We start from the raw sequence: 13,648 nt of genomic DNA on the forward strand, positions 1-13,648 counted from the left end.
CGATGGCAGCACCGCGGTCTGTCTGCACAACCGCGCTGATGCCATCGCGAGCAAGCCCGCTCCACACCCCCTCTATGTAGTTCAAGGATTTAAGGAGTGACACCATGCTGGTGATGCGCCCTGCGCAAATGGCTGATCTGGGCGAGGTACAGCGTCTGGCTGCGGACAGCCCGATTGGTGTCACTTCATTGCCGGACGATATCGAACGCCTGCGCGACAAGATCGCTGCGTCCGAAACCTCGTTTGCCGCCGAAGTCAGTTTCAACGGTGAAGAGAGCTACTTCTTCGTCCTTGAAGACACCGCCACCTCCACGCTGGTGGGGTGTTCGGCGATCGTGGCCTCGGCCGGTTACTCGGAGCCGTTTTACAGCTTCCGTAACGAGACCTTCGTGCATGCCTCCCGCGAGCTGAAGATTCACAACAAGATCCACGTGCTCTCGCAGTGCCATGACCTGACCGGTAACAGCCTGCTGACCAGTTTTTATGTGGTCCCGCAGCTGGTGGGTTCGGCCTGGTCGGAACTCAACTCCCGTGGACGCCTGCTGTTTGTGGCCAACCACCCGGAACGCTTTGCCGATTCTGTCGTGACCGAAATTGTTGGTTATAGCGACGAAAATGGCGACTCACCGTTCTGGGACGCCATTGGCCGCAACTTCTTCGACTTGAACTATGCCGCCGCCGAGCGCCTGTGCGGGCTCAAAAGCCGCACCTTCCTCGCCGAGCTGATGCCCCATTACCCGATTTACGTGCCGCTGCTGCCAGACACTGCCCAGGAAGCCATGGGGCAGGTTCATCCGCGGGCGCAGATTACCTTCGACATCCTGATGCGCGAAGGCTTCGAGACCGATCATTACATCGATATTTTCGACGGCGGCCCAACCCTGCATGCGCGGGTTTCGGGTATTCGCTCGATCGCCCAAAGCCGTGTGGTGCCGGTCAAGATCGGCACGTTGAGCAAAGGTGGCGGTCGCCAGTACCTGGTGGCCAATGCCCAATTGCAGGATTACCGCGCGGTGTTGCTGGAGCTGGATTGGGCACCGGGCAAGCCGGTCACGCTGGATCTGGAAGCGGCCGAAGCACTGGGCGTTGGCGAAGGTGCCAGCGTACGAGTCGTGGCGGTTTAACGCGTTTGAGCGAGTTTCGCGGGGTTCGTCAGCGAGCCCTGTTTGAGGAGATAGCATGATCGTTCGTCCTGTACGCAACAGCGATTTACCGGCCCTGATTGAGCTGGCACGCAGCACCGGAACCGGCCTGACCACCTTGCCGGCCAACGAAGAGCGCTTGCTGCATCGTGTGACCTGGGCTGAAAAAACCTTCCGTGGCGAAGCCGAGCGCGGCGATGCGGACTACCTGTTTGTGCTTGAAAACGACGAAGGCAAGGTGGTGGGTATTTCCGCCATTGCCGGTGCCGTTGGCCTGCGTGAGCCCTGGTACAACTTCCGGGTGGGCCTGACCGTCAGCGCCTCCCAGGAGTTGAATATTTATCGCGAAATTCCAACCCTGTTTCTGGCCAACGACCTGACTGGCAACTCGGAACTGTGTTCATTGTTCCTGAGCGCCGATTACCGCACCGGTCTCAATGGCCGTATGCTGGCCAAGGCACGGATGCTGTTTATCGCCGAGTTCCCGGAACTGTTCGGCAACAAGATCATTGCTGAAATGCGCGGCATGTCCGATGAAACCGGGCGCTCGCCGTTCTGGGAAAGCCTGGGTCGGCACTTCTTCAAAATGGAATTCAGCCAGGCGGACTACCTGACTGGTGTAGGCAACAAGGCTTTTATTGCCGAGTTGATGCCCAAATTCCCGGTGTACACCTGCTTCTTGTCTGAAGATGCCCGTGGGGTGATCGGCAAGGTCCATACCCACACCGAACCTGCCTTGAACATGCTTAAAAGCGAAGGGTTCAGCTATCAGGGCTACGTCGATATTTTCGACGCAGGCCCGGCGGTTGAATGTGAAACCAGCAAAATCCGCGCTGTACGCGACAGCGAAGCGCTGGTGCTGGCGATCGGCACACCGGGTGACGATGCCACGCCTTACCTGATGCACAACCGCAAGCGCGAAGATTGCCGCATCACGGCCGCTCCTGCGCGCCTGGCTGCGGGCACTCTGGTGGTCGATCCGTTGACTGCCAAACGCTTGCAACTGACGGCGGGCGATCAAGTGCGCGCTGTTGCGTTGTCTGCCCAGCCAGTTGCCCCACGGGAGTCGAAATAATGAGCACGTTGTACATCGCAGGCACCTGGCAGGACGGGCAGGGCGAAGCCTTTGAATCGCTGAACCCGGTGACGCAGCACGTGCTGTGGACAGGCAATGGTGCCACTGCCGAACAGGCAGATGCCGCCGTCAAGGCCGCACGCCAGGCATTTCCGGCCTGGGCCAGGCGCACGTTTGAAGAGCGCCTGAGCGTACTCGAAGCGTTTGCCGCAAGTCTTAAAAGCCACGCGGACGAACTGTCCCGTTGCATCGGTGAAGAAACCGGCAAGCCCCTGTGGGAGTCGGCCACCGAAGTCACCAGCATGATCAACAAGGTGGCGATCTCGGTACAGAGCTACCGTGAGCGTACCGGTGAAAAGAGCGGCCCGCTGGGTGATGCCACCGCCGTTTTGCGTCACAAGCCACATGGCGTGGTCGCCGTGTTTGGCCCGTACAACTTCCCGGGGCATCTGCCCAACGGGCACATTGTTCCGGCGTTGCTGGCCGGTAACAGCGTGGTTTTCAAACCGAGTGAGCTGACCCCGAGAGTCGCCGAGCTGACGGTCAAGTGCTGGATCGAAGCCGGGTTGCCAGCCGGGGTGCTGAACCTGTTGCAAGGTGCCCGTGAAACCGGTATCGCGCTGGCGGCGCACACGGGTATCGACGGGTTGTTCTTCACCGGTTCGAGCCGTACTGGCAATGCGCTGCATCAGCAGTTTGCCGGTCACCCTGACAAGATCCTGGCCCTGGAAATGGGCGGCAATAACCCGCTGGTGGTCGATCAGGTCGAGGATCTGGATGCTGCGGTGTACACCATCATTCAGTCGGCGTTTATCTCCGCCGGGCAACGCTGTACCTGCGCCCGCCGTTTGCTGGTGCCGCAAGGCGCCTGGGGCGACAGCCTGCTGACGCGTCTGGTTGAAGTCAGCCAACGTATCGAAGTGGGTGCTTTTGACCAGCAGCCAGCACCCTTTATGGGGTCGGTGATTTCCCTGCGCGCAGCGCGTGCCTTGATGGATGCCCAGGAAGTGTTGTTGGGTTCGGGCGCCGTGGCCTTGCTGGAAATGCATCAGCCTGACAGCAATGCAGCCTTGCTGACGCCGGGCATTATCGATGTGACAGAGGTCAGCGACCGCTCGGATGAAGAGCTGTTCGGACCACTGCTGCAAGTGATTCGCTATGCCGACTTTGACGCGGCCATTGCCGAGGCCAACAACACCGCGTTTGGTCTGGCAGCAGGCTTGTTGTCGGATTCCGAAGCACGTTATCAGCAGTTCTGGCTTGAAAGCCGTGCAGGGATCGTGAACTGGAACAAGCAGTTGACGGGCGCAGCTAGCAGTGCCCCGTTTGGTGGTGTCGGAGCGTCGGGTAATCATCGCGCCAGTGCTTATTATGCGGCGGATTATTGCGCATATCCGGTGGCATCCCTGGAAGCGCCGGCGCTGGCCTTGCCTGCTGCGCTGACCCCGGGCGTGCGGATGTAAGCGGGCTTTGTAGTCGCTGCCGCAGGGTGCGAAGGGATCGGTGGGGTTTCAAGAAAACGGGTTGCTCCGCAACCCTTCGCAGCCTGCGGCAGCGACTACAGAAGTGCATTTTTCGTGTCTATAACAACCGTTTTCCGGAGCCTCGCTGATGAAGTCCTTTGAAGTCAATTTTGACGGTTTAGTGGGGCCGACCCATAACTACGGCGGTTTGTCGTTTGGCAACGTCGCCTCCCAGAGCAATAGCCAGCAGGCTTCCAACCCCAAGGAAGCCGCGCTGCAGGGCCTGGAGAAAATGAAAGCGCTGATGGACATGGGTTTTGTCCAGGGCGTGCTGGCGCCGCAAGAGCGCCCGGATGTCGCGGGTCTGCGCAGTCTGGGGTTTTGCGGCACTGACGCTCAGGTCATCGAGCGCGCCGCCAAAGAAGCCATGCCATTGCTGGTAGCCAGTTGCTCGGCATCGAGCATGTGGGTGGCCAATGCCGCGACGGTCAGCCCAAGTGCCGACACCGCAGATGGCCGCGTGCACTTCACCGCAGCCAACCTCAACTGCAAATACCACCGCAGCATCGAGCATCCGACCACCAGTCGCGTGTTGGGCGCGATGTTCGCCGACCCGCAACACTTTGCGCACCATGCTGCGTTGCCTGCAGTGGCTCAGTTTGGCGACGAAGGCGCCGCCAACCACACGCGTTTTTGCCGTGAATATGGCGAAGCGGGTGTCGAGTTTTTTGTCTACGGGCGCAGTGCGTTCGACAGCCGCTACCCGGCACCGCAAAAATACCCGGCACGCCAGACTCTTGAAGCTTCACAGGCTGTGGCGCGTCTGCACGGCCTGAGCGAAGAGGGCGTGGTATTCGCTCAGCAAAACCCGTCGGTCATCGACCAGGGCGTGTTTCACAACGACGTGATCGCAGTGGGTAATGGCGAGCTGCTGTTCCATCACCAGGATGCGTTCCTCAACACCGAGCACATGCTGGCCGAGCTGCATGGCAAGCTGGCAGCACGTGGCGGCAATTTCCAGTCGATCAGCGTGCCGCGCGATCAGGTGGCGGTGGAAGATGCAGTGCGTTCGTACCTGTTCAACAGCCAGCTGCTGAGCCGTGCAGATGGTTCGATGTTGTTGATCGTGCCTGAAGAGTGCCGCTCCAATCCGCGAGTCTGGCAATACCTGCAAGGGCTGACCGCTGCTGGCGGACCGATTCGTGAGGTCAAGGTGTTTGATCTCAAGCAAAGCATGCAGAACGGTGGTGGCCCGGCGTGCCTGCGGTTGCGTGTAGCGCTCAATGAAGCTGAACTGGCGGCGGTCAACCCCGGCGTGATCATGACGCCGGCGCTGTACGACACCCTGACGGCCTGGGTGAACAAACATTATCGCGATGCTCTGCGCGAAAGTGACCTGGCTGATCCACAATTGCTGCTTGAATGCCGCGCGGCATTGGATGAACTGACGCAAATCCTTAAACTGGGCGCGGTTTACCCCTTCCAGATCAATTGAACGGCTGCGTGCCTGAGGGATTATTAACCTGTGGCACGCACCTTCACCTCCAAATGAGAGCGAAATAATGACCGATACCCTGAAGCTGATCCTTGAAGACACCGATGGCACTCAACTGGAAACCTCTTGCACCCGCGTTGCCGTGATGTGGCAGGGCAAGGAATTGTGGATCCAGCATGACGGCCGTGGCCAACTGCTGATCGGTGTTGATGTTGAAGAAGGTGATGCCGAATACGCCAACCTGCTGCTGCGTCCATTGGCGACTAACCTTGTCAGCCTGCAACTGGAAATGGAACCGGCAGACATTGAAGAAGACGGTGAAGATGGCCACGTACACGGTCCAGACTGCAACCACTGATTAAGGATGCACCATGCTCGCTCTCGGCAAACTGCTTGAACTGACCTTGGCCGGACGTGAACCGGCCGAGAAAACTCAACTGACTGTCGACGGCGTGCGGATGCGCTGGCTGACCGAGGGCGCGCTTGAAGTACGCCCGCCCCAGGCGAGTGACAACGGTATGGATCTGCTGTTGTCAGCCGGCATCCACGGCAATGAAACAGCGCCGATCGAATTGCTCGATCGCCTGTTGCAGGCCATTGCCCGGGGCGTTATCAAGCCCCGCGCACGAATTCTATTCTTGTTCGGCAACCCGGGTGCCATGCGCACCGGTGCGCGCTTTGTCGAAGAAGACCTTAACCGGCTGTTCAACGGCCGCCACGAAAGCAGCAGTGGCCCCGAGGCTCTGCGCGCGTGCGAACTTGAACACCTGGCCGAAACGTTTTTCAGCCTCCCTGAGCGCTCCCGCCTTCATTACGATTTGCACACGGCCATTCGTGGGTCGAAGATCGAGCAGTTCGCGCTGTATCCCTATAAAGAAGGGCGTGTCCACTCTCGCGATGAGCTGGCCCGCTTGCGCGCAGCCGGGATGGAAGCGGTCTTGTTGCAGAACAAGCCATCGATTGTGTTCAGTGCTTACACCTACGATCAGTTGGGCGCCGAGGCGTTTACCCTTGAGCTGGGCAAGGCCCGGCCTTTTGGGCAGAACGGCGGGGTCAATGTCGAGCGTCTTGAGCTGCGCTTGCAGCAGATGATCGAAGGCACCGAGCCGCTACTGGCCGATGACTCGCTCGAAGGCTTGCAGCTGTTCAGCGTGGCCCGCGAGGTGATCAAGCACAGCGATGCCTTTATCCTGCACTTGCCGGCGGACGTCGAAAACTTCTGTGAGTTGCCCAAGGGCTACTTGCTGGCGCAAGACGCGGGCAAGACCCGATGGGTTGTCGAAGAAGAGGGTGCGCGGATTATCTTTCCCAACCCGAAGGTGAAAAACGGCCTGCGGGCCGGGATGATCATCGAGCCGGCTCGCGCTCTGGCGTTAGCGTAGCCAGGGCAGTGCCTGTCAGTTAAGGATAACTGTGGGAGCGGGCTTGCTCGCGATGCAGGCGACGCGGTCAGAGAGTCAAACCGCGCCGCTCCAGTCGCGAGCAAGCCCGCTCCTGCAAGAGCTGGCTTTACACCGCGCGTTTTTGCTGGGAGTCCATGCGCTTGATGGTGCGGATTTTGTGCAGGGTGTCGGCGCAGGTTTTCGCGGCTTCTTGGCCTTTGTGTTCGAAATGGTCGAAGAAGAACTTCTGGTGCTCTTCACCTGCATGGAAATGGTGCGGTGTCAGGCTGACCGAGAAAACCGGGACTTCGGTTTCCAGCTGCACTTGCATCAAGGCGCTGACCACGGTCTGGGCCACGAAGTCGTGACGATAGATGCCACCATCCACTACCAGCGCTGCGCCGACGATGCCTGCATAACGGCCAGTCTTGGCCAGCAGCTTGGCGTGCAGCGGGATTTCGAAGGCACCGCCGACTTCAAAAAAGTCGATGTCGCTTTCCTGATAGCCCTGTACCAGCATTTCGGCCAGGAAGCCTTTACGGCTCTGGTCGACAATATCTTTGTGCCAGCAGGCCTGGATAAATGCCACGCGTTCGTTGTGGTGGCTTTTGCTTTTGCTGTCGATTGCAGTGGGTTGCATGTTCAGATTCCTGTTTGTGTGAAAAACAGGGCATATGAATCGAATGGGATTAAAGGGTGCGTTCAGGAGGGCAGCGCATGGCCTTTCGGCATCGCCACTTGCCCACCTGGTTGACGGCCCTTTGGCGCCAATCCCGTTCTCTCTTCATCCGGACTATGACCGTCGGCCCCGGGATCACACCGGGTCTGCTGACCTTGACTGCCCACAACCCAAACGGGTGGATCAGCCAAGCGCTCGCGGGCTATGCGCATTGCGCGCAATTACCGCCGGTGGGGAGTCGCACCCCGCCCTGAGAACGTTGCCACCAGCTTTTCTGGTGGCGGACATTTTGTATCATAATTTTTTCGCAGATGCATGGCTGCTTTTGGCTAATAGCCATCAATTTTTTCGCTGGGTTATCAGCGCGATCCCGCTCAAGCCGCTGAATATGTCAAATCCTGGCCGCACGACTCTTGTCCGAAAGGGAACTCCCCGATTAGCATCCAGAGCTGATCACTTATTGCCGAGGCCGCTCCAATGACTGTTATCGATCTTCGTAGTGACACCGTTACCCAACCCAGCACCGGCATGCGCGAGGCCATGGCGAGTGCGCCGATGGGCGACGATGTGTATGGCGAAGATCCTTCGGTGAACAAGCTGGAGTCCGAACTGGCGCTGCGTCTGGGCTTTGCCAGAGCGTTGTTCGTGCCCACCGGCACCATGAGCAACTTGCTGGCACTGATGGCGCATTGCGGGCGCGGGGATGAGTACATTGTGGGTCAGCAGGCGCACACCTATAAATATGAAGGCGGCGGAGCGGCGGTTCTGGGGTCCATCCAGCCACAGCCGCTGGAGGTTCAGGCTGATGGCTCGCTGGACTTGGGGCAGGTTGCAGCTGCAATCAAGCCTGACGACTTTCACTTTGCCCGCACGCGTTTGCTCGCACTGGAAAACACCATGCAGGGCAAGGTGCTGTCACTCGAGTATCTGGCAGCTGCCAGTCGCCTGACCCGTGAACATGGCCTGGCGCTGCACCTTGATGGCGCGCGGCTGTACAACGCAGCGGTCAAGCTGGGTGTCGATGCGGGTGAGATCACCCGGCATTTCGATTCGGTATCGGTGTGCCTGTCCAAGGGACTGGGCGCTCCGGTGGGTTCCGTGTTGTGCGGCACTGCTGACTTGATCGCCAGGGCGCGGCGCTTGCGCAAAATGGTCGGTGGCGGCATGCGCCAGGCCGGTCAACTGGCGGCAGCCGGTCTGTATGCGCTGGATCATCAGGTCGAGCGTCTGGCCGATGACCATGCCAACGCCCAGTTACTGGCTGAAGGTTTGCGTGCGGCCGGTTATGACGTCGAACCGGTGCAGACCAACATGGTGTACGTTCAGATCGGTGAGCGGGCCGAAGCCCTCAAGGCCTTTGCGGCCGAGCAGGGGATTGTGCTCAGTGCCGCGTCGCGCTTGCGAATGGTGACGCACATGGATGTCAATCGCAGCCAGATTGAACAGGTAATAGCCGTTTTTGCCGAGTTTTCCAGCCAATAAGCTTGCGATCCGTCCAATTGCTTGTCGCTATCGTATAAACACGCTGTACCCGGGGCGAAGGGCCGATATAATGCGGCCCTTTGCGAGTCGCACTGTCGATTGACGTGATTTACTTGCCTCTGGCCGCAGCCTCCGTGGAAGAACCTATGAAAAGCGCAGAAATCCGTGAAGCCTTCCTTCGCTTCTTCGAGGAGCAAGGTCACACCCGTGTCCCTTCCAGCTCCTTGGTCCCTAATAACGACCCGACCCTGCTGTTCACCAACGCGGGGATGAACCAGTTCAAGGACTGTTTCCTGGGTCAAGAAAAACGTGCCTACACCCGAGCGACCAGCAGCCAGAAGTGCGTGCGAGCCGGCGGCAAGAACAGCGACCTGGAAAACGTCGGTTACACCGCCCGTCACCACACCTTTTTTGAAATGCTCGGCAACTTCAGCTTTGGCGATTATTTCAAGAAAGACGCGATCAACTTCGCCTGGACCTTCCTGACCGGCGTACTCAACCTGCCTAAAGACAAGCTCTGGGTAACGGTCTACGCCAGCGATGACGAAGCGTATGACATCTGGACCCAGGACGTCGGCGTACCTGCCGAACGCATGATCCGTATTGGCGACAACAAGGGTGCTCCGTACGCGTCGGATAACTTCTGGACCATGGGCGATACCGGCCCGTGCGGCCCGTGCACCGAGATTTTCTACGATCACGGTCCAGAAATCTGGGGTGGCCCGCCAGGTTCGCCAGACGAAGACGGTGACCGCTACATTGAAATCTGGAACAACGTGTTCATGCAGTTCAACCGCACCGCCGATGGCGTGTTGCATCCGTTACCAGCGCCGTCGGTAGACACCGGCATGGGCCTGGAGCGGATCAGTGCGGTGATGCAGCACGTCAACTCCAACTATGACATCGACCTGTTCCAGAGCCTGTTGACGGCTGCAGCCGACGCGATCGGTTGTGCCAACGAAGGCCAGGCATCGCTCAAGGTGGTGGCTGACCACATCCGTTCGTGCAGCTTCCTGATTGCTGACGGCGTGCTGCCATCGAACGAAGGTCGCGGCTATGTACTGCGCCGCATCATTCGTCGCGCCTGCCGTCACGGCAACAAGCTGGGTGCTACCGGTAACTTCTTCTACAAGATCGTCGCGGCACTGGTTGCCGAGATGGGCGAAAGCTTCCCGGAGCTGGTGCGCGAGCAGGCCAACATCGAGCGCGTACTTAAAGCCGAAGAAGAGCAGTTCTCCAAGACGCTGGAACAGGGCCTGAAAATCCTTGAGCTGGATCTGGCAGAGCTCAAGGGCACCGTAGTGCCTGGCGACGTGGTGTTCAAACTCTACGATACCTATGGCTTCCCGATGGACCTCACGGCCGATATCGCCCGTGAACGCAACCTGACCGTGGACGAAGAAGGCTTCGAGCGCGAGATGGAAGCCCAGCGTGTTCGCGCACGTTCGGCCAGCTCTTTCGGCCTGGACTACAACACGCTGGTTAAAGTTGACGTGCCGACCGAGTTTGTCGGTTACAGCGCGACCCAGGCTTCGGCCACCATCGTTGCTCTCTATAAAGACGGTCAATCGGTTGCCAGCCTGAGCGAAGGCGACGAGGGCGTGGTCATTCTTGATCAGACCCCGTTCTACGCCGAATCGGGCGGCCAGGTTGGCGATTGCGGCTTCCTGCAAGCTGGCGCGGCGCGCTTTGACGTGCGCGACACCACCAAAACCGGCGGCGCATTCCTGCATCACGGCGTGGTTGCCGCGGGCGGCCTGAATGTTGGCGAAACCGTTGAAGCCCAGGTTGACGCCGATGTGCGTCACGCCACGGCACTGAACCACTCGGCGACCCACTTGCTGCACGCGGCCTTGCGTCAGGTGCTGGGCGAGCACGTTCAGCAGAAAGGCTCGTTGGTCGACAGCCAGCGCATGCGTTTCGACTTCAGTCACTTCGAGTCGATCAAGCCCGAGCAGATCAAGGCGCTGGAAGATATTGTCAACGCCCAGATTCGCAAGAACACTCAGGTCGAGACTGAAGAAACCGACATCGAAACCGCCAAGCAAAAAGGCGCCATGGCGCTGTTTGGCGAGAAGTACGGCGACAACGTGCGCGTGCTGAGCATGGGTGGTGATTTCTCGGTTGAGCTGTGTGGCGGTATTCACGCCAAACGCACCGGTGACATCGGCCTGATGAAAATCATCAGCGAAGGCGGCGTAGCTTCCGGTATCCGTCGTATCGAGGCGGTTACGGGTGCAGCCGCACTGGCTTACTTGAACGCCGCCGAAGAGCAGCTCAAGGAAGCCGCGAGCCTGGTCAAGGGTTCTCGTGAGAATCTGGTCGACAAGCTGTCGGCGGTACTTGAGCGCAATCGCCAGTTGGAAAAACAACTTGAGCAATTGCAGGCCAAGGCAGCAAGCGCGGCCGGTGACGATCTGTCATCGTCGGCGGTGGACGTAAAAGGCGTGAAAGTCCTGACTGCCCGCCTGGACGGTCAAGATGGCAAGGCGCTACTGGCGCTGGTAGATCAGCTGAAGAACAAACTCGGCCGTGCGGTGATCCTGCTCGGCAGTGTCCATGAAGACAAGGTTGTACTGGTTGCAGGCGTAACCAAAGACCTGACTGGCCAACTCAAAGCCGGTGATTTGATGAAGCAGGCTGCTGCGGCAGTGGGCGGGAAGGGCGGTGGTCGTCCTGACATGGCGCAAGGCGGCGGTGTTGATGCTGCAGCCCTTGATGCCGCATTGGCCCTGACTGTGCCATTTGTCGAACAGGGTATCTGAGGTCCAGTACGCGCCATCGTCTAGTGATGGCGCGTCGTTTGAATGATAAATGGGCGCCCTTTATGGGCTGAGGCTGCTTTGAAATGGCTTTGATCGTACAGAAATTCGGAGGCACCTCGGTCGGCACTGTCGAGAGAATCGAGCAGGTCGCCGATAAAGTTAAGAAGTTCCGCGAAGCCGGCAATGATCTGGTGATCGTGCTATCTGCAATGAGCGGCGAAACCAACCGCCTGATCGAACTGGCCAAGCAGATCAGCGATCAGCCGTTACCCCGTGAGCTGGATGTGATTGTGTCCACGGGCGAGCAGGTGACGATTGGTCTGCTGGCAATGGCACTGAACAAACGCGGCGTGCCAGCGGTGTCCTACACCGGCAGCCAGGTGCGCATCCTGACGGACAGTTCGCACACCAAAGCCCGCATCCTGAAAATTGACGATCAGAAGATTCGCGCCGACCTGAAGGCCGGGCGTGTGGTTGTGGTTGCAGGTTTCCAGGGCGTTGATGAGCACGGCAACATCACCACCCTGGGTCGTGGCGGCTCTGACACCACCGGTGTGGCGCTGGCGGCGGCCCTCAAGGCTGATGAGTGCCAGATCTATACGGATGTCGACGGTGTTTACACCACTGACCCGCGGGTTGTGGCAAAAGCTCAGCGTCTGGAAAAGATCACCTTCGAAGAAATGCTGGAAATGGCCAGCCTGGGCTCCAAGGTGTTGCAGATCCGGGCGGTCGAGTTCGCAGGCAAGTACAACGTACCGCTGCGCGTTTTGCACAGCTTCAAGGAGGGTCCAGGCACCCTCATTACTATTGATGAAGAGGAATCCATGGAACAGCCGATCATTTCTGGTATTGCGTTCAATCGCGATGAAGCCAAGCTGACCATCCGTGGCGTGCCAGACACCCCGGGCGTGGCGTTCAAGATTTTGGGTCCGATCAGTGCGACCAATATCGAAGTCGACATGATCGTGCAGAACGTTGCGCACGATAACACCACCGACTTCACCTTCACCGTGCACCGCAATGACTACAGTGCTGCGCAAAGCGTGCTGGAAAACACGGCGCGTGAGATCGGTGCCCGTGAAGTGGTCGGCGACACCAACATTGCCAAGGTTTCGATTGTCGGTGTGGGCATGCGCTCTCACGCGGGCGTTGCCAGCCGCATGTTTGAGTCCCTGGCCAAAGAGAACATCAACATCCTGATGATCTCGACCTCCGAGATCAAAGTGTCGGTGGTGATTGAAGAGAAGTACCTGGAGCTGGCAGTGCGTTCCTTGCACACCGCTTTTGATTTGGACGCGCCAGCCCGACAGGGCGAGTAAGGCGTTGTCTGGAGGGCGCGGTTAATCCGCGCCCTTTGTTTTTTTGGCGGGCATGAACGAAGACCTCCTGTTTCGTCATGTTGGTCAATACTAAGGAGCGGCGGGCTATAGCTGTTTAGCGAATAGCCCGAAGCCCTTTTTTTTTGCAGACTGTGGCCACTGAAATGAAAAGTGTGAGGAGAAAAGTATGCTGATTCTGACTCGCCGTTGTGCGGAAAGCCTGATCATAGGCGATGGCGAAATTACTGTGACCGTACTCGGCGTCAAAGGAAACCAGGTGCGTATTGGTGTGAACGCCCCCAAGGAAGTGGCGGTGCACCGTGAGGAGATCTACCTGCGGATCAAGAAAGAAAAGGATGAAGAACCAAGTCTCTAATTTTATTTAAGTTTTTAGTTGCAAACGGGGAAAAGGCTGGTTATTATACGCCCCGTGTTGCGGAGAGGTGGCCGAGTGGCCGAAGGCGCTCCCCTGCTAAGGGAGTACATCTCAAAAGGGTGTCGGGGGTTCGAATCCCCCCTTCTCCGCCATTATTCATGTAGCACGTTGGGTCTGGGTAGTTTCGGTAAGTTATTGAATTTACTGAAAAAAATCTTGCCAGAGAGATTCAACGGTCTATAATGCGCCGCTTCAAATGCACTCGTAGCTCAGCTGGATAGAGTACTCGGCTACGAACCGAGCGGTCACAGGTTCGAATCCTGTCGAGTGCACCATTTAAGAGTCAATCGCTGCGGCGGTTAACTTGGCTTCAACCAGGGTGGTCTGGTCTATCAAGCACAACTTGCACTCGTAGCTCAGCTGGATAGAGTACTCGGCTACGAACCGAGCGGTCACAGGTTCGAATCCTG

General features: G+C 58.5%; 11 protein-coding genes, 2 tRNA genes and 1 riboswitch. Of the genes, 12 read left to right on the plus strand and 1 reads right to left on the minus strand.

The genetic code is table 11. From position 1 onward, the window contains the following. Positions 1–104: 104 nt before the first annotated feature. The 6 genes from aruF (at position 105) to astE (ending at position 6,557) form a co-directional block, all read left to right on the plus strand. Entirely contained in the window at positions 105–1,124 is a 1,020-nt protein-coding gene (gene aruF / locus KO536_RS23905; protein WP_133077313.1) for an arginine/ornithine succinyltransferase subunit alpha, read from the plus strand. A 55-nt stretch (positions 1,125–1,179) separates the two neighbouring features. Continuing rightward, positions 1,180–2,217, plus strand: a complete 1,038-nt coding sequence (gene astA / locus KO536_RS23910; RefSeq protein ID WP_219263242.1) for an arginine N-succinyltransferase — start codon at positions 1,180–1,182, stop codon at positions 2,215–2,217. Further along, the gene (gene astD, locus KO536_RS23915) at positions 2,214–3,680 is read left to right on the plus strand and encodes a succinylglutamate-semialdehyde dehydrogenase (RefSeq protein WP_219263250.1); all 1,467 of its coding nucleotides are present in this window, start codon (positions 2,214–2,216) and stop codon (positions 3,678–3,680) included. Before astA ends, astD begins: the two co-directional genes overlap by 4 nt. A 148-nt stretch (positions 3,681–3,828) precedes the next feature. After that, complete coding sequence (astB, locus tag KO536_RS23920) at positions 3,829–5,175, plus strand: N-succinylarginine dihydrolase (protein WP_219263244.1); 1,347 nt, start codon at positions 3,829–3,831, stop codon at positions 5,173–5,175. A gap of 67 nt (positions 5,176–5,242) precedes the next feature. Further along, positions 5,243–5,533: a hypothetical protein gene (locus KO536_RS23925; RefSeq protein WP_019823410.1), complete on the plus strand. Its 291-nt coding sequence runs from the start codon at positions 5,243–5,245 to the stop codon at positions 5,531–5,533. Positions 5,534–5,546: 13 nt separating this feature from the next. Further along, a complete protein-coding gene (gene astE, locus KO536_RS23930; protein WP_219263246.1) occupies positions 5,547–6,557 on the plus strand; it encodes a succinylglutamate desuccinylase in 1,011 nt (336 codons plus the stop codon). 127 nt (positions 6,558–6,684) lie between these two features. Here astE and KO536_RS23935 read toward each other — a convergent pair whose 3' ends face one another. After that, positions 6,685–7,197, minus strand: coding sequence for a 6,7-dimethyl-8-ribityllumazine synthase (locus KO536_RS23935; RefSeq protein ID WP_133077318.1), 513 nt, complete (start codon positions 7,195–7,197; stop codon positions 6,685–6,687). 131 nt (positions 7,198–7,328) lie between these two features. Continuing rightward, positions 7,329–7,498, minus strand: a riboswitch (FMN riboswitch). Positions 7,499–7,713: 215 nt separating this feature from the next. On the opposite strand from KO536_RS23935, the gene ltaE reads away from it, so the two are divergent. The 6 genes from ltaE to KO536_RS23965 all read left to right on the plus strand — a co-directional run bounded on the left by ltaE (position 7,714) and on the right by KO536_RS23965 (position 13,513). After that, the gene (gene ltaE / locus KO536_RS23940; RefSeq protein ID WP_133077319.1) at positions 7,714–8,718 is read left to right on the plus strand and encodes a low-specificity L-threonine aldolase; all 1,005 of its coding nucleotides are present in this window, start codon (positions 7,714–7,716) and stop codon (positions 8,716–8,718) included. Positions 8,719–8,864: 146 nt separating this feature from the next. Then, positions 8,865–11,483 carry an alanine--tRNA ligase gene (alaS, locus tag KO536_RS23945; protein WP_219263248.1) on the plus strand — a complete coding sequence of 873 codons (2,619 nt, stop codon included), beginning with the start codon at positions 8,865–8,867 and terminating at the stop codon, positions 11,481–11,483. 83 nt (positions 11,484–11,566) lie between these two features. Continuing rightward, the gene (locus KO536_RS23950; RefSeq protein WP_019823401.1) at positions 11,567–12,802 is read left to right on the plus strand and encodes an aspartate kinase; all 1,236 of its coding nucleotides are present in this window, start codon (positions 11,567–11,569) and stop codon (positions 12,800–12,802) included. Between the two features lie 187 nt (positions 12,803–12,989). Next, positions 12,990–13,178 carry a carbon storage regulator CsrA gene (gene csrA / locus KO536_RS23955; protein ID WP_003175645.1) on the plus strand — a complete coding sequence of 63 codons (189 nt, stop codon included), beginning with the start codon at positions 12,990–12,992 and terminating at the stop codon, positions 13,176–13,178. A 61-nt stretch (positions 13,179–13,239) separates the two neighbouring features. Further along, a tRNA-Ser gene (locus KO536_RS23960) sits at positions 13,240–13,330 on the plus strand. A gap of 106 nt (positions 13,331–13,436) precedes the next feature. Then, a tRNA-Arg gene (locus KO536_RS23965) sits at positions 13,437–13,513 on the plus strand. Positions 13,514–13,648: the final 135 nt, after the last annotated feature.

Source organism: Pseudomonas sp. NKUCC02_KPG (assembly GCF_019345465.1).
In the GTDB taxonomy this organism is placed as follows: domain Bacteria; phylum Pseudomonadota; class Gammaproteobacteria; order Pseudomonadales; family Pseudomonadaceae; genus Aquipseudomonas.

Coding starts and splice junctions, on each gene's coding strand:
- KO536_RS23925 (WP_019823410.1), top strand. CDS start 5,243: ATGACCGATACCCTGAAGCTGATCCTTGAAGACACCGATGGCACTCAA.
- astB (WP_219263244.1), top strand. CDS start 3,829: ATGAAGTCCTTTGAAGTCAATTTTGACGGTTTAGTGGGGCCGACCCAT.
- astA (WP_219263242.1), top strand. CDS start 1,180: ATGATCGTTCGTCCTGTACGCAACAGCGATTTACCGGCCCTGATTGAG.
- astE (WP_219263246.1), top strand. CDS start 5,547: ATGCTCGCTCTCGGCAAACTGCTTGAACTGACCTTGGCCGGACGTGAA.
- aruF (WP_133077313.1), top strand. CDS start 105: ATGCTGGTGATGCGCCCTGCGCAAATGGCTGATCTGGGCGAGGTACAG.
- KO536_RS23950 (WP_019823401.1), top strand. CDS start 11,567: ATGGCTTTGATCGTACAGAAATTCGGAGGCACCTCGGTCGGCACTGTC.
- alaS (WP_219263248.1), top strand. CDS start 8,865: ATGAAAAGCGCAGAAATCCGTGAAGCCTTCCTTCGCTTCTTCGAGGAG.
- csrA (WP_003175645.1), top strand. CDS start 12,990: ATGCTGATTCTGACTCGCCGTTGTGCGGAAAGCCTGATCATAGGCGAT.
- KO536_RS23935 (WP_133077318.1), bottom strand. CDS start 7,197: ATGCAACCCACTGCAATCGACAGCAAAAGCAAAAGCCACCACAACGAA.
- ltaE (WP_133077319.1), top strand. CDS start 7,714: ATGACTGTTATCGATCTTCGTAGTGACACCGTTACCCAACCCAGCACC.